Source organism: Stakelama pacifica, from assembly GCF_004361835.1.
In the GTDB taxonomy this organism is placed as follows: Bacteria; Pseudomonadota; Alphaproteobacteria; order Sphingomonadales; family Sphingomonadaceae; genus Sphingomonas; species Sphingomonas pacifica.
In genome coordinates this window covers 153508-174440 of record NZ_SNWD01000009.1, presented here as the reverse complement: position 1 = coordinate 174440, position 20933 = coordinate 153508, and the positions used below count along the sequence as shown (strand labels likewise).

The 20933-nt window shown below is 62.9% G+C and carries 13 protein-coding genes; 7 read left to right on the top strand and 6 right to left on the bottom strand.

Translation table 11 applies throughout. The features are described from left to right. The first annotated feature begins 376 nt into the window (after nucleotides 1–376). From EV664_RS13510 to EV664_RS13500, 3 genes are read left to right on the top strand one after another with little or no spacing between them, the layout of a single operon-like run. On the top strand, nucleotides 377–5578 hold the full coding sequence (locus tag EV664_RS13510) for an Ig-like domain-containing protein (protein WP_133496251.1): 5202 nt from the start codon (nucleotides 377–379) through the stop codon (nucleotides 5576–5578). Between the two features lie 54 nt (nucleotides 5579–5632). After that, nucleotides 5633–7372, top strand: coding sequence for a type I secretion system permease/ATPase (locus tag EV664_RS13505; RefSeq protein WP_133496250.1), 1740 nt, complete (start codon nucleotides 5633–5635; stop codon nucleotides 7370–7372). Next, entirely contained in the window at nucleotides 7369–8721 is a 1353-nt protein-coding gene (locus EV664_RS13500; RefSeq protein ID WP_133496249.1) for an HlyD family type I secretion periplasmic adaptor subunit, read from the top strand. The genes EV664_RS13505 and EV664_RS13500 overlap by 4 nt, the downstream gene beginning before the upstream one ends. Before the next feature lie 251 nt (nucleotides 8722–8972). On the opposite strand, the gene EV664_RS13495 is transcribed toward EV664_RS13500, so the two are convergent. From EV664_RS13495 to EV664_RS13480, 4 genes are read right to left on the bottom strand one after another with little or no spacing between them, the layout of a single operon-like run. After that, complete coding sequence (locus EV664_RS13495; RefSeq protein ID WP_229668259.1) at nucleotides 8973–10349, bottom strand: ABC transporter permease; 1377 nt, start codon at nucleotides 10347–10349, stop codon at nucleotides 8973–8975. Then, entirely contained in the window at nucleotides 10346–11764 is a 1419-nt protein-coding gene (locus tag EV664_RS13490; protein WP_133496248.1) for an ABC transporter permease, read from the bottom strand. Before EV664_RS13490 ends, EV664_RS13495 begins: the two co-directional genes overlap by 4 nt. Continuing rightward, on the bottom strand, nucleotides 11761–12504 hold the full coding sequence (locus EV664_RS13485) for an ABC transporter ATP-binding protein (RefSeq protein ID WP_133496247.1): 744 nt from the start codon (nucleotides 12502–12504) through the stop codon (nucleotides 11761–11763). The genes EV664_RS13490 and EV664_RS13485 overlap by 4 nt, the downstream gene beginning before the upstream one ends. Then, nucleotides 12504–14669, bottom strand: coding sequence for a TonB-dependent siderophore receptor (locus EV664_RS13480; RefSeq protein WP_133496246.1), 2166 nt, complete (start codon nucleotides 14667–14669; stop codon nucleotides 12504–12506). The genes EV664_RS13485 and EV664_RS13480 overlap by 1 nt, the downstream gene beginning before the upstream one ends. A gap of 428 nt (nucleotides 14670–15097) precedes the next feature. On the opposite strand from EV664_RS13480, the gene EV664_RS13475 reads away from it, so the two are divergent. From EV664_RS13475 to EV664_RS13460, 4 genes are all read left to right on the top strand, one after another. Next, nucleotides 15098–16051: an isopenicillin N synthase family dioxygenase gene (locus tag EV664_RS13475; protein ID WP_133496245.1), complete on the top strand. Its 954-nt coding sequence runs from the start codon at nucleotides 15098–15100 to the stop codon at nucleotides 16049–16051. A 93-nt stretch (nucleotides 16052–16144) separates the two neighbouring features. After that, a complete protein-coding gene (locus tag EV664_RS13470) occupies nucleotides 16145–17437 on the top strand; it encodes a homoserine dehydrogenase (RefSeq protein WP_133496244.1) in 1293 nt (430 codons plus the stop codon). A gap of 77 nt (nucleotides 17438–17514) precedes the next feature. Further along, nucleotides 17515–18483 carry a class II fructose-bisphosphatase gene (gene glpX / locus EV664_RS13465; RefSeq protein ID WP_133496243.1) on the top strand — a complete coding sequence of 323 codons (969 nt, stop codon included), beginning with the start codon at nucleotides 17515–17517 and terminating at the stop codon, nucleotides 18481–18483. Between the two features lie 4 nt (nucleotides 18484–18487). Further along, nucleotides 18488–19231: a CPBP family intramembrane glutamic endopeptidase gene (locus EV664_RS13460; protein WP_133496242.1), complete on the top strand. Its 744-nt coding sequence runs from the start codon at nucleotides 18488–18490 to the stop codon at nucleotides 19229–19231. On the opposite strand, the gene EV664_RS13455 is transcribed toward EV664_RS13460, so the two are convergent. Continuing rightward, a complete protein-coding gene (locus EV664_RS13455) occupies nucleotides 19203–19979 on the bottom strand; it encodes an ABC transporter permease (protein WP_133496241.1) in 777 nt (258 codons plus the stop codon). The two genes, EV664_RS13460 and EV664_RS13455, sit on opposite strands and share 29 nt — an antisense overlap. Then, nucleotides 19976–20914 (bottom strand): ABC transporter ATP-binding protein, encoded by a 939-nt coding sequence (locus tag EV664_RS13450; RefSeq protein WP_133496240.1) that lies wholly within the window; start codon nucleotides 20912–20914, stop codon nucleotides 19976–19978. The genes EV664_RS13455 and EV664_RS13450 overlap by 4 nt, the downstream gene beginning before the upstream one ends. Nucleotides 20915–20933: the final 19 nt, after the last annotated feature.

Here is a 20933-nt window from a genome sequence, read left to right as displayed (position 1 = left end):
ACCAAATCAAATCACTCATGGCAGCGCCTCCTCACGCCGCCAGTGAATCAATCGATCGGGCCGTTCGCAAGCAATTTAATAGGTCCTGAGCCTAGGTCAATGAGCGCTGGTCCGGATATCCGGCATCTCGCGCCTCAGCTTCGTGTACCACCTTTTATAAGCGGCGGGGAACGCGCGGTTTCAGATCGTGTCGGTTGAAGACATGCGATTCGGCAGCGAAGACGCAGACCTGTTTTGCGGCCGGCCGGCTATGGTAAAAATTCCGTGAACGATTTCACCTGTCTGTCACAGGCCTGAATTAATCCCCGGCGACATAGTTTCGCGCGATCGGGTCCCGGTAGCCATAGGTCGCGGGTGTATTGGGGGAAGGAATCTCATGTCCAAGGTGTATTTCGATCTTTCGAGCGGCGATTTTGTGCAGGATTGGTCCGATACCGGGTTGATCACGACGAATGACGACTGGAGCAATGTCCCGGGCATCATGGGCTATCTGGGCGACGATCCGTCGACAACGTCCGCCGATCGTGATGCGCGGACGGTCACACAGGATTTTTCCACGGTCGACGCGATCGCGAATCAAACCAATAGCGGAATCAACAATGGCGGGGTCGCTGAATTTGAGATCGCCGATCCGACGATCGCACTTCAGGGATCGGGAACTGCTGACAATCCTAACCTCGTCCTCTATCTTGACGCGACCGACCGGCAAAGCATGACACTCAGCTTCGACGCGCGCGACATCGATGCTCGCGACGATGCGGTGCAGCAGATTGTGGTTCAGTACCGTACCGCCGATACCGGCGAGTGGGCCGATGTCCCGGGCGGCTATATCGCTGATGCGACCGATGCTTCGGATACGCTGGTGACGCCGCTCAGCGTGACGCTGCCCGACGACGCTAACGGCGCGTCGAAGCTGGAGGTTCGGATAATGACCGCCAATGCAAATGGCAGCGACGAATGGGTCGGGATCGACAATATCCATGTCACCAGCCAGGCGGCAGTTGCAGCGCCCCCGGCGATCGATCCGTTCATCAACGAATTCCACTACGACAATGCCGGTGGCGATGTGAACGAAGGGATCGAGATCGCCGGAACGGCAGGCACCGACCTTAGCGGCTACAGCCTGGTGCTCTATAACGGCAATGGCGGTGGCACCTATGGCTCGCCGATCGATCTTTCGGGCGTCATCGATGACGAAGGCAATGGTTATGGCGCGCTCGCCTTCGATGTGCCGGGGCTTCAGAACGGATCGCCCGACGGTTTCGCGCTGGTCCGCACCGCCACCGGCGAGGTGCTGCAGTTCCTTTCGTATGAAGGAACGATCACGGCAGTGGGCGGTCCCGCCGATGGGATGACCAGCACCGATGTCGGTGTTTCCGAAAGCGGTACGACGCCCGCCACCGACTCGCTGCAGCTCGTCGGGAGCGATATCGATCATCTGACCTGGCAGGCCGAGGCGCCGAGCAGCTTCGGCTCGCTCAATAGCGGCGAAACGCTGGGCGGCAGCGGCAGCGGCGGTCAGCCCGGCGTGCTGTCAATCGCGGATGCGAGCGTCACCGAAGGCGATACGGGCACGCAACCGATCAGCTTCACCGTGTCGCGCGACGGCGGCAGCACCGGTGCGGTGACGGCGCATTACGACGTCGCCTTCGGCACCGCCGATGCGGCCGACTTTGCAGACGGCCAGACGTTCAGCGGCGATATTGCCTTTGCCGACGGAGAAACGAGCAAGACGATCACGCTCGCGGTCGCCGGCGATACGACGATCGAAGCCGACGAAACCTTCTCGGTGACCCTGTCGGATGCGACCGGTGGGGCGACGATCGACAAGGCTTCCGCCACCGGAACGATCGTGAACGACGATTCAAGCGGCTCGACGGGCGCGGAAAACGTCTTCGTTAACGAGCTGCACTACGACAATAGCGGTTCGGACACGGGCGAGGCGATCGAGGTTGCGGGAACCGCCGGAACCGACCTTACCGGCTGGTCGGTCGTGCTCTACAACGGCAATGGCGGCGCGGATTACCAGACGATCGCGCTTTCGGGCGTGATCGCTGACCAGTCGAACGGCTTCGGCACCGTCTCGGTCGATGCGCCCGGCATCCAGAACGGCTCACCCGATGGCCTCGCACTCGTCGATGCGGGCGGCAATGTCGTCCAGTTCCTGTCCTATGAAGGCAGTTTCACAGCCACCAGCGGTCCCGCCAGCGGTATGACGAGCACTGATATCGGCGTCGCCGAGGAACCGGCGCCGGGCACCGGCTTTTCGCTGCAGCTAAAAGGGTCGGGTTCGACCGCTGCCGATTTCACCTGGAGCAGCGCGAGCGACGACAGTTTCGGCGCGGTCAATGAAGGGCAAAGCTTCCTGTCGGCGACCGACACTGGTCATATCCGGGTCGACGATGCCACCACGCTGGAAGGCGACAGCGGGACGAGCGCTCTCGTCTTCACCATCCATCGCGCGGGCGGTAGCGCGAGTGCGGCGTCGGTGGATTATGCCTTCGACACCAGCGGCATCTCAGCCGACGATCTGGCGCCCGGACAGGCGCTGACCGGCACCGTCCATTTCGCCGCAGGCGAATCCACGCAACAGATCGTGTTGCAGGTGCAGGGTGATACGAATTCGGAATATAATGAGGCGGTGGGCCTGACCCTGTCCAACCCGCAGGGCGATATCGTCATCGACGAAGCCAGCGCGACGGGCACGATCATCAACGACGATCCGATCGCCCTCGCCATCTATGAAATTCAGGGCTCGGGCCACACCAGCGCCTATGTCGGTCAGGATGTGACGACGACCGGCATCGTCACACAGGTCGGCCCCTTTGGTTTCTACCTGCAGGATGCGCAGGGAGACGGCGACAGCGCGACGTCGGACGCGATCTATGTCTATACCGGCAGCACCCCGACGGTCTCGGTCGGCGACGGCGTAAAGGCGCAAGGCACCGTTTCCGAATATGCAGCCGACGATAAAGGGCTGACCACGACCGAGCTCGACCATGCGATCGTGACGGTGACGAGCACGGGCAACGTGCTTCCCGATGCGGTGGTCATCGGTGCCGACGGTGTTCTTCCCCCGGACAAGGTGATCGATGACGACGGCCTGACGTCCTACGACCCCCAGCATGACGGGATCGATTTTTACGAATCGCTCGAAGGGATGCGCGTCACGATCGAAAACCCGTTGGTGATCCAGAGCACCAACAATTACGGCGAAACCTATGTCGTCGCGTCGGATGGTGAGGGCGCGAGCGGGGTTTCGCAGCGCGGCGGCCTGACGATTTCGGAAGGCGATGCCAATCCCGAACGTATCCAGATCGACAGCACCAGTCGCGATTTCACCCATTTGACGCAGGGCGATCATATCGCCAGCGTCACCGGCGTTGTCGGGTACAGCTATGATTCCTACGAAGTGCTGCCCGATGCCGAACCGACCGTGGTGACGCCGACCACACTCGCGCGGGAGACGACAGCGCTTCAGGGCGATGCCGACCATCTTTCGGTAGCGACCTATAATGTCGAAAATCTCGATCCGTCGGACAATAAATACGACATCCTTGCGCATGACATGATTTACAATCTCGGCGCGCCCGACATCATCTCGCTGCAGGAAGTGCAGGATGATAACGGCAACGCATCGGGCGTATTGAGCGCGAACCAGAATCTCGGTGCGTTGGTCGAGGCGATGAATGCAGCAGATGCTTCGGCGCATTATGTCTTCGCGCAGATCGATCCGGCGACCGAAAATTCGACCGGCGGCGAACCCAATGGCAATATCCGCAACGCCTTTGTTTACGACGAAAACCGCGTCACGCTCGTCGACGGCAGCCTCACCCAGATTACTGGCGATGCATATTATCACAGCCGCAACCCGCTGGTCGGCACGTTCTCGTTCAACGATCAGAACGTGACGCTCATCAACATGCACTCCTATTCGCGAGGCGGCAGCGACCCGGATTTCGGCAATGTTCAGCCGCCGGCGCAGTCGGGTGATGACCGCCGGACGGCGCAGGCCGACGGGGTGCGTGCGTATATCAACGACCATCTCGCCGACGATCCGGCCCTGAACTTCGCGGTCATGGGGGATTTCAACGGCTTTTACTGGGAAGATGCGATCCAGCATCTGACCGAAGGTGGCGTGCTGACCAACCTCAGCTCGCTGTTGCCGACCGAGGAGCGGTACAGCTACCAATATTCGGGCAACCTGCAGGAATTCGATTACATCCTCGCGACGGGCGGACTGGCCGCAGGGGCACAATATGATTCGGTGCATATCAATGCCGAATTCTCCCCCGACACGCGCCCGACCGACCATGACCCGCAAGTCGCGTTGCTGCATCTGGCCGCACCCAATGTCGCGCCGGCAGACCTTGCCATCGACCATGCATCGGTAGATGAAAACCGGCCGGCGGGAACTCTGGTCGGCACGCTTCACGCCGATGATGCAGCGACCGACAGGCTGACTTATGCACTGGTCGATGATGCCGGCGGGCGGTTCGCGGTGGATGCGCGCACCGGCGCGGTAAGCACGACCGAAGCGTTCGACCATGAATCGAATGCGAGTTTCACGATCGTGGCGCAGGCCACCGATCAGGGAGGGCTGTCGACGCAGCAGACGATTGAAATCGCCGTGGGTGACGTGAACGAAGCGCCCCATGCCGTGCAGGATGCGATCAGTGTCGACGATGATGCCGAAACGGCCAATCTGTGGGACATGCTGCTCGGCAATGACAGCGATCCCGATTCCGGCGATTCGATCGTCATCACGGGTGTTGACGGATCGCAGACCCACGGCACGCTCCAGTTCGACGCCGATGCACATCAGCTGGTCTATGTCGCCGATGCCGACAGCTTTGACGATCTCAAGCCCGGCGAAACCGTGATCGACCATTTCACATATACGGTCACCGATGCTCATGGCCTGACCGATACCGGCACCGTCGACGTGACCGTCAACGGTATCGATCATCAGGGCGTGGTCCGGCTCGGCGGGCTCTTCGGCGGGAACCTGACGGGGACTGCCGGTGACGACACGCTGGTCGGTCTGTTCGGAAAGAATGTGATCGAGGGGATGAAGGGCAATGACCTGCTCCTCGGTGGACCGGGCAATGACAGGATCGATGGCGGTGCGGGTAATGACCGCATCTTCGGTGGTCTCGGCAACGATGTGATGACCGGTGGCGACGGTCACGACAGCTTCGGGTTCGAACTGCTGAGCGGTCGCGATACCATCACCGATTTCGACACGAACGAGGACAGGATCGAACTGGGCTTTGGCGTTCGCGTTCGCTCCGCAAAGGTGACCGATGTCGATCACGACGGCATAAAGGACACGGTGTTCGGCTTCTCGCTCGGCGGATCGGTAACATTGCTCGGCGTCAGCGATCCAGATGCAGTCGAGTTCGGGCACGGCAGCACACCGTCGCTCGCCAGCGCGCTGACCAACGGTCATCACGGCTGGCTGGGAGCCCCGGCCGACCGCAGCCTGCCCGCGTTTGTCGGCGGCTTGTTCGAGGACCAGGATCATCATGAGCTTGGCTATGCCTCGCACGGACTGATGGATGCGTTTCATCATTGAGTTGGGGGAGGGGCCGGCCCGACCGGCCCCGCTTGTTTGTTTGCGGATTGCTGAATGACTGAAAGTGCTGCCTTCAACGCATTGTCGCATGCGCTTTCCGCGTGTCGGCGGCACTTTGCCTATGCCGCCCTGTTCAGCGGCCTCATCAACCTTTTATATCTCGCGCCCTCATTGTTCATGCTGCAGGTGTATGACCGTGTCGTACCGTCGCGCAGCGGATCGACGCTGCTGCTGCTCAGCATCATCCTTGCCTTTGCGCTGATCACGCTCGCGCTGCTCGACATGGTGCGGATGCGCCTGTTGCAGCGCGCGAGCATCAGGCTGGAGCGCACGCTTGCGCCGGCGTTGCTGGTCGAGGTGCTTGGTGCCGAGGGGATGGACAATGCCGAACGATCGCAGGCGCTGCGCGACTTTGACAGCTTGCGCGGCGTGCTGGTCGGACCGGCGATCATCGCGCTTTTCGACGGGCCGTGGGCGCCGGTCTATATCATCGTCTGCTGCCTGCTCAGCCCCTGGCTCGGCCTGCTCGCGCTGTTCGCCGGAATCTTGCTCGGCGCGATCGCGTGGAGCGGCGAAGTGCGAACCCGCGCCGGGCTGCGCACGGCACAGGCGCGCTCGGCCGAACTGATACGCAGCCAGGAATATTCGGTCCAGTCGTCCGAGGTCGTCCGGGCGCTGGGGATGCGCGAAGCCGTTGTCGCCGGGCATCTGAACGATCGCGCCTCGGTTGCGCTCGTTCAGGCGGATACCGCGCGGATATCGGGTCTGCATCTCGCGACCACCAAATTCCTGCGTATGCTGCTCCAGTCGATGGCGCTGGCGCTGGGGGGATGGCTTGCGATCAACCAGCAGATCTCGGCCGGAGCGATCTTTGCCGCGTCCTTGCTGCTCGGCCGGTCGCTGCAACCGATCGAACAGATCATCGCGTCGTACAAGAGCCTGATCGGCGCACGCTCCGCCTATCGCAATCTCGTCAAATTTTCGGAAGCAGGCGCGTTCGAGCCGCAGCGCACCGAACTGCCAGCGCCCAAAGGGCATATCGTCGCCAGGGGAGTCACGGTTCTCGCGCCCGACGGCGAGCGCAAGACCCTCGACCGGATCGACATGAGCGCCGCGCCGGGCGAAATTCTGGTGATGGTGGGAGCGAGCGGGGCAGGCAAATCGACGCTGCTGCGGGTGCTGTCGGGTGCGATCGATGCCGATTCGGGCGACCTCAGGATCGACGGCGCACGGCATGCCGACTGGGACCGTGAGGCGCTGGGCCGCCATATCGGCTATATGCCGCAGGACGCCGTACTGTTCCCGGCGAGCGTCTATGCCAATATCGCGCGGCTTGTCGCTTCGCCCGACGGCGATCGTCCGGTGGTGGAGGCGGCGATGCTGGCCGGCGCGCATGAGATGATCCTGAAGCTGCCCAAAGCCTATGATACCGATTTGCGCAGCCGCGAAGGCGGGCTGTCCGCGGGGCAGCGCCAGCAGATCGCGCTCGCCCGCGCGCTGTATCGTTCGCCGCGGCTCGTGCTTCTCGACGAGCCCAATGCGCATCTCGATCGCAATGGCGAGGCACGGCTGCTTCAGACGTTGCAGGAACTCAAACGGCGCGGTTCGACCGTCATCCTGTCGACGCATCGCCCGGCGGTGCTCCGGATCGCCGACAAGATCATGGTGCTGCGCGACGGCACGGTGCAGGCATTCGGTCCTCGCGAAAAGATGCTGGTGCGCGATACCGGCGACAAAGGCAGCGGAAACACCGCCGGTGCGGACGATAGCGATCTGGTGGAGGCTGCGGAATGACCGGTTCGATCAGCGCCCTTCCGCCGCGTCGGATCCTCGAAGGACTCGATAAACCGCCCGCGCGCGTGGCTTTGCTCGGCTGGGTCGTCGCGGGGCTGTTTTTTGTCGTGTTCCTCGGATGGGCATCGCTCGCCCGGCTCGACGCGGCGGCGCAGGGACGCGGCGAGGTTACCGTGGTCGGCAACCGTCAGACAGTGCAGCAACGTGACGGCGGCGTTATTGCCGCGCTCGATGTTCGCGAAGGTCAACATGTGAAGGCAGGGCAGGTGCTGATCCGCCTTGCCGGAGACGAGGTCCGGGCGCAGGAGCGCTCGCTGGCCAGTTCGGTGATCAACCTGCAGGCGCAGGACGCCCGACTGGAGGCGGAGATCAGCGGCCACCCGATTACGTGGCCGGCGAGCTTCGCTCGGCTGTCGCCCGAAGACCGAATGATCGCCGAACATGCCAAGCGGCTTCAGCTCGACCAATATGATGCGCGCCGCCGGTCGATCGCGGCCGAACATGCCGTGCTCCGCCAGCAGGAAGCGCAGCTGCGCGAACAGGCGGCGGGCAATCGCGCGCAATCGGCATCAGCGGCAAGCCAGCGCGATTCCTATGCTGAGCAGCTCGAAGCAATGAGGCCTGTCGCCGAAAAGGGTTATGTCTCGAAAAATCAGATTCGCGCGCTGCGGCGCAGCGTGACCGAAATGGAGGGCGCCGAGGCGGATTACCGGGCGCGCGCGGCGGCTGCGGGCGAGCAGATCGGCCAGAGCCGCGATGAATTCATTCGCGCCCAGCGCAAATATGTCGAGGACAGCGCGGCCCAGCTGCGCGACGATCATTTTCAGCTCAACGACCTGCTGCCCAAACTCAGGGCGGCGCGCGAGCAACTGGCGCGCATCCAGATTCGCGCACCGGTGTCGGGCCGGGTCGTGGGGCTGCACGTCTTCACCGAAGGCGGCGTCATCAGCCCCGGTCAGCCGATCATGGACATCGTGCCCGACGCAGCGCCGCTGATCATTCGCGCGCAGTTCGATCCCACCGATATCGACGGCGTCGGCGAAAATATGCCTGCGGAGGTTCGTTTCCTGTCATTCCATGAACGTGATCTGCCGATCCTGAAAGGCATGGTGCGCAACGTGTCGGCCGACACGCTTCACGATGAGAAGACGGGCCGGAGCTATTACACCGCCGACATCGTGGTTCCGCACGATCAGCTCGTAATGCTCGCCAAAGCACGCGGGACGAACGCCGGATTGCGGCCGGGAATTCCGGTTCAGGCGACTGTGCGGGTACGGGCGCGCACCGCGCTTGCCTATTTGCTCGGCCCGCTCAGCGAAGCGGTGTCGCGTTCGTTTCACCAGCGCTGAACCGGGGAAAGCTGCACCGGCGGGCAATCATCAATGTGTCTGCGTTCGTTGCGACTGTTGTTTAGCACGAGCGTCAGCTTTGCTCATTGGTCCGATCGCCTGCCCTTAATCGCCCTCTCAATGCGGGCGACGATCGGAAAATTGTCGCAAAGCCGGTCGCTACCTCATCATATTCACTCTCCCGCTTGCCAGGAGCGGTCTTTCGAAAATCTCCGTCACATCAACGCGAAGGCCATACCGGTTGTCCGACATCAACTCCGCGTCCGCGCGCTGATCCGCGCCAGTCGCGCGCCGCCTGCCAAAAGCAAGAGCAGTGCCAGCATGGCGAGAGCGATTAGCGATCCGAACGCCAGCGTTCCCGTCGCGCTTCTGACCTCGTAACGCGGGATTCTCGCGAAATCTGTTCGGGTAAAAACGCGGTCATTGAACAGATAGGGATAGTAGAACCGCCGCAAATTCGCATGGTAGGCCGCGATACTGTCCTGATAGGCGAGCTGCGCCGTGATGTCGGTGTCGGCCACCCGGTGCAATATGGTCATCGTGCCCACGCCGGGCAGGATCAGACCGAGGGCGCTGGTCAGTTCTTCGCGCGCTTCCAGGCTGGCGCGATAGGCCGCGACGTCTGCGGCCACCGCTTCGTCGCCCACCTGATGCATGGCGTAATACCATTTCCAGTGGAAACGCCCCTCGAACTGCTCTTTCCCACGCCATTCGGGATGGTTGATGAAGAAGCGGCCGAAGGTCTCGTCTTTGGGTATGTCCCAGCCGCGATGCACGATCTCGCGCTGCGCCAATGTGAGGTCGATCCCCTTGGCGACCGGAACGCTGCGCGCGATCGCGGCGCTGGCGAGCGTTGGCAGGACCAACGTCAGGACGATCCAGCATCCGATCATTGCCGCCGCGGCGGTGGCCGAGGTGCGCAGGCTCGCGCCGATCAGCATGGCGAGCCCGAACCAGAAGGCACAATAGAGCGCTGCCGTCGCGAGCATGATTGCAATGCCGGACGCTGGTGCCGCCATCACGATTCCCCCCGCGATCAGCGGCAGGCCGAGCGCCGCCAGCACCGCGCCGTAACGCAGGACCACGCGGCGGCGCCATAGTCCACTGCCCGGCAGCGAGAGCAGCAGCCGCAGCCGCCCGGTCTCGCGCTCGCCGGTCGCCAAGTCGTGACCCAGCGCAATGACCACCAGTGGTAGCAGATAGGTGAGCACAAAGGCCCAGTCGAACACGCCGGGCAATGCCAGTTCGGGATTGTAGGTTTCGGAATCGTAGAGCTGCGCCTGAAGCCCCAGCGCGCGCACCCGCAGGACATAGGGCTGCAGATCGCGTTGGCCGATCGCGGCGAAAGCAAGTGCGGGCGGCGGGTCCTTAGTCAGCATGAAGGCGTAATAGGCATTGTAGCCGGCATCGCCTTCAGGGCCCGCATTCGCGTCCTCGACCGCGGCAAGGTCCCGCATCTGTTCGGCCTCGACCCGTTTTATGGTCGCGCGCTGGTCCCTGATTTCGGTGATTCCCGCCCAGACCGCTGCGCCGGAGAGCAGGAACAGCAGGAGCAACGCGAGCAGGTTGCGGCTCGATCGCAGCAACAGGCGCAGTTCGGCGAACCAGATCGACACAGGCGCGCTCATCGTGCTGCCCTCCCGATACGGCGCGCGGCGACAATTGCCAGAACGGTCAGTGCGGCAAGCCAGCCGAGCAGAACAAGGAACGGCCAGACGAGGCTGCCGGGCCGTGCGAGGGGATCGACGGGCGTATAGGCAAAGCGCGGAATCTGCTGCCAGTAAGCGGCGGAAATGCGCGGATCATCGCCTTTGATACCGGGAAGGAGTTCTGCCTGCATCCGGTTCAGTCGCTGGACGAAATTATAGCGAAACGTTTCCGCGTGTTCGAGAAAATCGTAATGCGCCGCCGGATCGCTGCCCGCGAGGGCCATCGACAACTGGCGAATGGCGATCAGCGGACTCACGACGGAGAATGCGTGGACGAACGCGTTCTGATCGCTTTCGCGGGCGATCTGGCGATTGGCTGCATCGGCATAGATTTGCGTCGTCAGACGCTCGCCCTCGATGCTGACAAGTCCGGCATATTGCACCGGGAGGTCTTCAACCGTTTCGACGCCATAGCGCGCAAGCACCCGGTCGCGGAAATCGTTGAAATAGGGATCGTCGGGATCGTGGCTGTCGCCGATCTCCAGCAGGTCGCGGTGGAGCGCGATTTCGGTCTCGATCTTGGTCGCCAGTTGGCTTTGCGCCGAAGCTGCCTCAGGGAGCGCGCGGGGTAAGAGGATGACGATCACCATCCACAGCCCGATCAGGATCGCAAGCGCATCGCGCGGTTTTGCGACAAGTGCCGAAACCACCACGCCGAGCGCCGCCCATAAAAGCAACCATGAGGCATAGCCAAGGACCATCAGCGCCACGCTCGCCCATTCGGCAGCACCCGTGGCGGCGAAGGCGATCAGGACGGCGAAGGCAGGCACGCCGACGCCAAGCGCAATCGCCCCATGGCCCAGCAATTTGCCCGCGATCACGCTGCGCCCGCTCACCCCCTGAGCAAGCATCAGCTTCAAGGTGGCGTTCTCCTTCTCGCGCGCTACGCTCGCAAAGGCGAGGAAGATGATGAGAAGCGGTGCGAGCGTCTGGAGGACGAAGGCCGGGGTTAGCTGCCCGAACCGCAAGAGCAGCGAGGACTGGCGCGCCTCGGCGAAATTGGCGCTGTTCTGGCGATGCCCTTCCAGAAAGACCGTATTGCCGGTGAAGCTGTCCACGCCTGCATCGAAGAAAGCGAGCGGCGCAATCGGACGAAACACGAACTGGCCGTAATGCACCATGCGATGCGGGTGTCGATCCGGCTGCGCGTCGAAGGTTTCGTCCGCGCTCGTCTGGTAGCGTTCGCGATCAGCCTCAATGGCGCTGCACCGTTCCAGGCTGGTGAAGCTGGCGACGAGGATCAGCACGACCAGCAGCGCGCTGGCGATAAGTCCGGCACGGTTGCGCGTCAGGACGCGCCATTCCTCGCGCGCGATCAGGCTAGCTGCGCTCATGCGGGTGCTCCGGCATGAGCGTAGGAATCGTGGAGGGCGTTCAGGTCGAAGCGCGGACCGGTGACATTGGCCTCGCGCTCTTCCTCGATCCGTCCTGCGCCCAGAAAGCCGATCCGGTCGGCGATATCGACCGCACTGACAATATCATGGGTGACCATCAGCACCGCGACTTCGCGTTCGCGCGCGGCGTCGAGCAGGCGGTTGAATTCAAGCACGGCGCGGGGGTCGAGACCCGAGGTCGGCTCGTCCAGCAAGAGCACGGGGACATCGCGGGCAAGCGCCAGGGCGATGGCCACCTTCTGACGCATGCCCTTGGAGAAGCCCGACAGGCGCTTGTCCCACGCATCCGGTGCGAGGCCGACGGCGCTCAGGCCGCTTTCGACCGCGTCCTGTCCGCGGTCGGCATCGGCCAGCGCGAGGAAGTAGCCGATATTCTCGCGCGCGGTGAGATGCTCATAGAGCGAGACGTTCTCCGGCACATAGGCCATCGTCGCGCGCGCGGCCTTAGGATCGGTAACCGGATCAATCCCGCACACGCGCACCGTGCCTTTTTCGGGCGTCAGAAAGCCGAGGAGCGCGGAAAGCGTGGTCGACTTGCCTGCGCCGTTGCCGCCGAGCAGCGCGTAAATCTCGGCGCGCCGCACGGTGAGGTCGAGGCCGCGCAACACGGTGTTCGCACCGTAGCTGTGATGCAGACCCTCGATCGCGATCGCGGGGAAATTGGTATCAGTCATGGTCATCAGAAATCTGCCCGAAAGCCGAGGGTCGCGGTGCGCGGCGCGCCCGGCTGTACCCAGAGTTGCGAATAGCTGTTGGCGTACCAATCGGCATTGAAGAGGTTGGCAACCGTCCCAAACAAAGTGACGTCGTCGAACAGTTCAACCTCGCCGAACAGGCGGAACAGCGTGTGATCGGGCAGGAAGAAATCGGTGCCGGTCGCGCCGAGACGCTCGCCGACATACTGTACCCCGCCGCCCAATTTCGCCGCGCGCCCCGCGACCCGAAAGGTCTTGGATGCCTGCACGTTGAAGCTGTGATCCGGAATGTTGATCAGCGGATCGCCCGGCTCGATGACGAAGGAGAAGTTGGGATCGAGCACGCTCGAACGCGATTCGGCATCGACATAGGCGTAACTCAACCGGACATGGATATCGCCCGGCAGACGCCCGTTGACGTCCAGCTCCACCCCGCGGCTGCGCGCCTCACCGATGGCGACCGAGAAGCCGGGATTGTTGATATCGCTGGCAAGGACGTTGTCCTTCTCGAGCTGGTAGACGGTAAAGGTGCCGGTCAGCGCACCGTTCATCAGCGTCAGCTTGACGCCTGCCTCGATCGATTTGCTGATCTCGGGATCGAAGATGCGTCCGGCCGCGTCGGTGCCGATATTGGCGCGGAAACCCTCGCTATAGGCGGCATAAAATGTGACCGGATCGGCGATTTCGTAGACCACCCCGAATTGTGGGCTGATGCGATCATCCTTGCGCTCGCTGTCGACGCCGGTGAGGTAATTTTCGGTCCGTAGGCTGAAATCGTCGTAGCGCGCGCCGAACCGGACCTGCAGGCGATTCGTCAGCTCGATCTGATCCTGAACAAAGAAACCGGTCGATTTCTGCTTGTCCAGCCGGTTGTTCTGCGGCAGCGGCACGGGCAGCGGAAACCGCCCATAGACGGGATCGAGAATGTCGATGATATAGGCGGCCTGCTCGCTGGGATTGCTGCTTACCGAAGGCGGGCGGACCCGGCGAAAATCCTGAAGGTTGTCGAACTCGTCGTGATCGGCGCCGATCAGGATGCGGTGGCGCAGGGGACCGGTCATAAACGTCCCGCTCACCTCGCCACGCACGACGACCTGCCGCGAATCGTAAACGCGCGAGCGGCGCTGGCGCGACAGCGAGCGTCCGTCGCGGAAAATTGGCTGGCGCGACACGGCGAGCTCGGGATCGGAAGAGGAGCCGGTCAGCAGCGTGTCGCGAATGCTGCCGCCCAACAGCACGTTCCAGCGATCGTTGAAGTCATGCTGGACACGCAACGAATGTCCTTCGGCACGCGCGATGTGGTCGCCGTCACCCGGTTCTCCGAGATACCGATTGCGCGGCACGGTATCGAAATCGCCGTCCAGCACCACGATACCACGATCGAAGGGAACCTCCACCCGGGTCTTTTCGAGGTCGTAGGTGATGCGTGTATCCGGCCCGATGGCGAGACCGATGGAGGGCAGGAAGCCCCATCGATATTCTTCCACCGTGTCGCGGAACGTGTCGCCATTTTCGACATAGCCGATCAGGCGCGCGCTCAGCCCGTCGGTGATCGCGAGATTGACATCGGCTTCGGACCGTATCCGATCGAAGCTGCCGAACTGGGCGCCGAACGTGCCGAACGTATCGCCGATTCGCGCCTGCTTGGTGACCAGATTGACCGTGCCGCCCGGCTCTCCGCGTCCCAGCAGGGCGGCCGCCGGACCCTTCAGCACCTCGATCCGCTCGATCCCGGCCGTGTCGCGCTCACCGCCGAAACCGCGCCCGCCGTTGAACCCGTTAACCAGATAGCCCGTGGGAATGTTCTCGTCACCTGCGAAACCGCGAACGGCAAAGGAATCCCACAGCCCGCCGAGCGTGTTCTGGCGCGCGACAGAGGCGTTGAGGTCGAGCGCGTCGTTCAGGCGGATGAGATTGTTCTCTTCCAGCGTCACGGCATCGATCACGTCGATCGATTGCGGGATTTCGGAGATCGCGAAATCGCCGCGATAGGACTGACGCACGCCGATAACGACGATCTGCTCCTCGCTCTGCGCGAGCTCGTCTACGGTTTCAGCTTCGTCTGTTTCGGTCGTGGCAAGCGCCGGGGACGGCACGAGCAGGAAACCGAGCAAGCAGAGGGCCGAGGCGGCGTGGAAAGCTGGGATCATCGGGAACACTCGAATGCCGGAATAGGATGGGCCGGATGAGACAATGTCTCTTTCAGCTGCGCCCCTGACCGACCAGACCCGCCTCGTCAATGTTATGTTGTATCTTTTCCTGAACAGGCTGACGGATGCCGTCGCTTCGGACACGCCGCGCCGGAGCCAGCCCGGTCGGCTATTGGTTTTCTCTTCGCGGCCAGCAAAGGCCCGGAATTCTTTCGCTCTACCGTGCCGGTCGTATAGGGGCCGGATATCGGCTACCGGCAAGATCTGCCATCGGACCCCATGTCGCGAGCAGCTTGTCCGCGCCTGCAGCGCCGTGCCGGTCGGTCCTGCCAGCGACACGCTACGGACAGTTTCGTATGTTGTTCGGCCATCAGAACCTGTATCTGCACCGCCATCACCCGTTTGAAATATGCCAAAGGCGCAATGAGATGCTGAATAACCCGACTGCCGAAGTCCCGCTGGTATCGCTGAAAACCGCCGGTGCCGATCCCGATGGTTTCGCGCAGGCGTTCGGCGATTCATTCCGGCGGTTCGGCTTCGCGATGGTGTCGGATCATGGCATTCCCTCCGACCTGATCGCGCGCGCATGGGAGAAGACCGAAGCCTTTTTCGCGCTGCCCGAAGCGGAGAAGCGCCGCTATTTCGTCGAGGGCGGCGGCGGCCAGCGCGGCTATACGCCGTTCAAGACCGAGATTGCCAAGGGGGCGACCCATGTCGATCTGAAGGAATTCTGGCATGTCGGGCGCGAACTGCCGGAAGGGCATCCCAGTGCCGCGGACATGCCCGCCAATATCTGGCCGGATCAGCCCGAGGGATTTCGCGACACCTTCACCACGCTCTACGACGCGTTCGAAGCGACCGGGGCGCGGCTGTTGAGCGCGATCGCGCGCTATCTTTCGCTGGAACCGAACTGGTTCGATTCGGCGATTCGCGACGGTAACTCGATCCTGCGGCTGCTCCATTATCCGCCGATCGCCGAGGATGCGCCCAATGTCCGCGCAGGCGCGCATGAGGATATCAACCTCATCACGCTGCTGCTGGGGGCTGAGGAGGCGGGGCTGGAACTGCTCGACCGCGACGGGCGCTGGCTTGCGGTCAAGCCGCCCGAGGGCGCGCTGGTCGTCAATGTCGGCGACATGCTGCAACGGCTGACCAACCATGTTCTGCCGTCGACGACGCATCGGGTGGTCAATCCGCCGGCGGAGCGGCGCGGCCATTCGCGCTATTCGATGCCCTTCTTCCTCCACCCCGCATCCGATTTCCTGATCAAAACGCTGCCGTCCTGTGAAAGCGCGGAAAATCCCAACCGCTATCCCGAACCGATCACGGCCGGAGACTATCTGCACGAACGGCTGGTCGAGATCGGCCTCATCAAGGCTTGAGCGTTGCATAGATTTCCTGCCCCGCGCCGGGGTTGATCCGAAGCGCGCACGGCGTCACTAGCGGTTCCATGGATTGATGAAGCGAGGGAGCCGATGACCGAACCGTTGCGCGTGGCGATAGCAGGCCTTGGAACCGTGGGGGCGGGCGTCATTCGCCTGCTGGAAGCGAACGGTTCGCTGATTACCCGGCGCGCAGGAAGGTCGATCGAGGTCGTCGCGGTGTCCGCGCGCGACCGGGCAAAGGATCGCGGAATCGATATTTCAGGGCTCGACTGGGTCGATGATCCGATCGAGCTTGCCCGCCATCCGCGCGCCGATGTGGTGGTCGAGCTGGTCGGCGGATCGGACGGTCCGGCGCTGGCGCTCGCCCGGGCGGCGCTGGGCGCTGGCAAGAGCTTCGTCACCGCGAACAAGGCGATGATCGCGCATCACGGGCTGGAACTTGCCCGCGCGGCCGAAGCGCATGATGCAGCGATGAAGTTCGAAGCAGCGGTCGCGGGCGGCGTGCCCGTCATCAAGGGACTTCGCGAAGGCGCGGCGGCGAACGAGATTGCGCGGGTCTACGGAATCCTCAACGGCACCTGCAATTACATCCTCTCCAAGATGGAAAGCGAAGGCAGCGATTTTGCCGACGTGCTGGCTGAGGCGCAGGCGCTCGGCTATGCCGAGGCCGATCCGGGCTTCGATATCGACGGCGTCGATGCGGCGCATAAATTGTCGATTCTGGCGAGCCTCGCTTTCGGCACCAGTCCGTCCTTCGGCGATGTCGCGATCGGCGGCGTGCGCCATGTCGTCGCCGCCGATATCGCCGAGGCCGCTGCACTCGGCTATCGTATCCGCCTGATCGGGATTGCCGAGGCGGGCGAAAGCGGGCTGTTCCAGCGCGTCCATCCCTATCTCATCCCGATGCGCCATCCGCTCGCCCATGTGCAGGGTTCGCTGAACGCGGTGGTCGCGGAGGGCAATTATGTCGGGCGGCTGTTCTTTCAGGGCGCAGGCGCGGGCGACGGGCCCACGGCAAGCGCGGTGGTCGCTGATCTGATCGACATTGCGCGCGGCGAATTCGGACCGCCTTATGCGATGCCGGCTGAGTCGCTCGCCGCACAGGCCCGCGCCGATAGCGGGGAGCGCCGCGCAAGCGCCTATATCCGCCTCAACGTCGCCGACCGTGTCGGTGTGCTCGCCGAAATCGCAACGGCGATGCGCGATGCGGGCGTATCGATCGAAAGCCTGATCCAGCGCGGCGCGGCAGCGGACGGCAGCGTGCTGGTCGTCATCGTCACGCATGAAAGCCCCGAACGCTGTGTCGAGCAGGCGCTCGCCACGCTGCGCGGTTCGGCCAGCCTGATGGCGGAACCGATGTGGATGCATATTCTGGACGAATGAAAAGCGTAGCTCGACAAGGTTAACGGGCTCGCTTATCGCCGACATATCTGCATAGCCGAACAGAGGTGACACGCTCCATGACGTCTCCCAGCAAGATACTCGATCGCGTTCTTGTTCTCGAAATGGTGCGAGTCACCGAAGCGGCGGCGATCGCCGCATCCAGCCTGGTGGGGCGGGGCGATGAAAAGGCGGCCGATGCCGCCGCCGTCGCCGCGATGCGCGAGGCGTTCGACACGCTCTATATGGACGGCACCGTCGTGATCGGTGAGGGCGAGCGCGACGAAGCGCCGATGCTCTATATCGGTGAAAAGGTCGGCGGCGCGCCGGGCAAGGGGCCGAAGATCGATATCGCGCTCGATCCGCTGGAAGGCACCACCATCACCGCAAAGGCGGGACCGAACGCGCTTGCGGTGCTGGCTGCTGCTGAAGAGGGCTGCCTGCTCAACGCGCCCGATGTATATATGGAAAAGATCGCGATCGGGCCGGGCTATCCCGAAGGTACGATCGACCTTGCCAGATCGCCGACCGAAAATGTGAAGGCGCTGGCTGAGGCCAAGGGCGTGAAGCCCGAAGAAATCATCGCCTGCGTCCTCGATCGTCCGCGTCATGAAAAGATCATCGCCGAGCTGCGCTCGATCGGCTGCGGCATTCACCTGATCCCCGACGGCGATGTCGCGGGCGTGATCGCGACGACCGATCCCGACACCACGATCGATATTTATATGGGCACCGGCGGGGCACCTGAAGGCGTGCTTGCCTGCGCCGCGCTGCGCTGTGTCGGGGGCCAGTTTCAGGGCCGTCTGCTGTTCCGCAACGACGATGAACGTGGCCGCGCGAAAAAATGGGGCATTGATGACCTCGACCGCATCTACACGCTCGACGATCTGGCGAGCGGCGACTGCATCTTCGCGGCAACCGGCGTGACCGACGGGTCGCTGCTGGAGGGCGTGAAGCGTGTCCGCGGAAAAATGACGACCGAAAGCGTGGTGATGCGCGCCAGCTCGGGCACCGTGCGCTGGGTAAAGGGCGAACATCGCATCGACTGACGCGATGCTTGCCGCATCCATGGCGCTGCTGCTGGCGCTTGGTTGTTACTGGTTGTTTCTGAAAGGGAAGCTCGCCGACCGGCTGGGGGTTCATCAGCGCGGGAGGCGGGCCTCTTATCTGTTCTGGGTGGCGAAGAGCGCTGCGCTGTTCGTCGCGCCGACGCTGTTGATCCTTGCCTGTCTCGGCGCGCTGGGTAGCCTGATCGTCATGCCGCGCGCCTTTGCCGATGCGGCGTTGCAGCTCGGCGTTACTCCCGGCGGTGCAATGCAGGACACCGGCTTTCTGTTTGCGGTGGTAGGCGGGCTGGCTGGCGGCGCATTGCTCGGCGCCATTGTCGCCCGGATGCAGCGCAAACGCGGGCGCAGGCCGTGGATGATCGGCGATCTGCGTTCGATCCTGCCCGCAACGCGCGCCGAACTGCCCTATGCCGCTGGAATCGCGGTCGCTGCCGGGATCAGCGAAGAGCTGTTCTTCCGCCTGCTATTGCCGCTGCTGATCGGCGTGCTCAGCGGATCGGCGCTGTTCGGCTTTGCGGTCTCGGCACTGCTGTTTGCGGGCGCGCATCGCTATCAGGGGTGGAAAGGCATGGCGGGATCGGGCGCACTGGCCGTGATCTTCACCGTTTTTTACTGGATGACCGCCAGCCTGTGGATGACGATGGCGCTCCACATGCTGGTCGATCTCAACGGGCTGGTCCTTCGCCCGCTCGTGCTTGGGCTCAGGGCTTCAGGCGATAGCCGGTCCTGAAGATCCACATGATCGCGCCGAGGCACAGCAGCAATAAGAGCCCGATAAAGCCGAGGCTGACCCCGACACTGACATCGCCCTGCCCGAAAAAGCTCCAGCGAAAGCCGCTCACCAGATACACAACCGGATTGAACAGGCTGACCGTGCGCCAGGGTTCGGGCAGCATGTCGATCGAATAAAAGGCTCCGCCCAGAAAGGTGAGCGGCGTCACCAGCAGGGCAGGGACGATCGACAATTGTTCGAACCCGTTCGCCCAGACGCCGATGATGAACCCGAACATGCTGAACGTCAGCGCGGTCAGCACCAGAAAGGCGATCATCGCGCCCGGATGCTGAATATGCAGATCGACGAACAGCGTCGAGGTGGCGAGGATGATGAGGCCAAGCACCAGCGATTTGGTCGCCGCTGCACCGACAAAGCCGATCACCGTCTCCACTGCCGAGATGGGGGCCGAGAGCAGTTCGTAGATCGTGCCGGTGAATTTGGGGAAATAGATACCGATCGACGCATTCGAAATGCTCTGGGTCAGCAGCGTCAGCATGATGAGGCCGGGCACGATGAAGCTGCCGTAATCGACCCCGCCGACCTGTTGCATCCGGCTGCCGATCGCGCCGCCGAACACGACGAAATAGAGCGAGGTGGTGATGACCGGAGTCGCCACCGATTGCCACAGGGTGCGCAGCGCGCGCGCCATTTCCGCTTTATAAATGGCCCAGACGCCATGGCCGTTGAACGCGCCGACGCTCATGCCGCCTGCTCCTTCTTTTCCGAAACCAGATCGACGAAAATATCTTCAAGGCTGCTCTTGTGCGTCTCCAGATCCTTGAACGCGATGCCAAGGTCGGGAAGGCGGCGGAGCAGCGATGGGATGCCGGTACGCTCTGCCTGCGCGTCGAAGACATAGCGCAGGCGATTGCCGTCATCCTCCAGCGTCAGATCCCATTCGGCCAGTTCGGGCGGAATGGCGGTGAGCGGATCGACGAGCAGGATATCCATCTCGCGCTTGCCCAGCTTTTTCATCAGCGCGTGTTTTTCCTCGACCAGCAGCAGCTGCCCTTTCGATATCACTCCCACCCGGTCGGCCATTTCCTCGGCCTCTTCGATATAATGGGTGGTGAGGATGATGGTCGTGCCGCGCTCGCGCAGCTTCGCGATCAGCCGCCACATATCGCGGCGAAGCTCGACATCGACGCCGGCGGTCGGTTCGTCGAGGAACAGGATTTCAGGGCGATGCGCCAGCGCCTTGGCGATCAGCACGCGGCGTTTCATGCCGCCCGAAAGCTCCATGATCTTCGTGTCGCGCTTGTCCCAGAGCGACAGGTCTTTCAGCAATTCGTCGATATAGGCGCGGTCGGGACCGCGACCGAACAGGCCGCGCGTGAATTCCAGTGTTGCGCGGACTTTGGTAAAGGCATCGGTCGACAATTCCTGCGGCACCAGCCCCAGCATCGCCCGCGCCTTGCGATAGTCTTTTACCGCATCATGGCCGTCGATGGTGATCGTGCCGCTGCTGGGCGAAACCAGCCCGCAGACAATGCCGATCATCGTCGTCTTGCCCGCGCCATTGGGGCCGAGCAGTGCGAAAATCTCTCCGCGTTTGATCTCGAGATCGACCGATCGCAACGCGACATGGCCGGATTTATAGGTCTTGCCGACGCCGGCAAGCGACAGGATCGTGTCCATGAAAAATGCACGCTCCGGG

Coding starts and splice junctions, on each gene's coding strand:
- EV664_RS13460 (WP_133496242.1), top strand. CDS start 18,488: ATGCTTGCCGCATCCATGGCGCTGCTGCTGGCGCTTGGTTGTTACTGG.
- EV664_RS13450 (WP_133496240.1), bottom strand. CDS start 20,914: ATGGACACGATCCTGTCGCTTGCCGGCGTCGGCAAGACCTATAAATCC.
- EV664_RS13480 (WP_133496246.1), bottom strand. CDS start 14,669: ATGATCCCAGCTTTCCACGCCGCCTCGGCCCTCTGCTTGCTCGGTTTC.
- glpX (WP_133496243.1), top strand. CDS start 17,515: ATGACGTCTCCCAGCAAGATACTCGATCGCGTTCTTGTTCTCGAAATG.
- EV664_RS13510 (WP_133496251.1), top strand. CDS start 377: ATGTCCAAGGTGTATTTCGATCTTTCGAGCGGCGATTTTGTGCAGGAT.
- EV664_RS13500 (WP_133496249.1), top strand. CDS start 7,369: ATGACCGGTTCGATCAGCGCCCTTCCGCCGCGTCGGATCCTCGAAGGA.
- EV664_RS13485 (WP_133496247.1), bottom strand. CDS start 12,504: ATGACCATGACTGATACCAATTTCCCCGCGATCGCGATCGAGGGTCTG.
- EV664_RS13455 (WP_133496241.1), bottom strand. CDS start 19,979: ATGAGCGTCGGCGCGTTCAACGGCCATGGCGTCTGGGCCATTTATAAA.
- EV664_RS13490 (WP_133496248.1), bottom strand. CDS start 11,764: ATGAGCGCAGCTAGCCTGATCGCGCGCGAGGAATGGCGCGTCCTGACG.
- EV664_RS13505 (WP_133496250.1), top strand. CDS start 5,633: ATGACTGAAAGTGCTGCCTTCAACGCATTGTCGCATGCGCTTTCCGCG.
- EV664_RS13475 (WP_133496245.1), top strand. CDS start 15,098: ATGCTGAATAACCCGACTGCCGAAGTCCCGCTGGTATCGCTGAAAACC.
- EV664_RS13495 (WP_229668259.1), bottom strand. CDS start 10,349: ATGAGCGCGCCTGTGTCGATCTGGTTCGCCGAACTGCGCCTGTTGCTG.
- EV664_RS13470 (WP_133496244.1), top strand. CDS start 16,145: ATGACCGAACCGTTGCGCGTGGCGATAGCAGGCCTTGGAACCGTGGGG.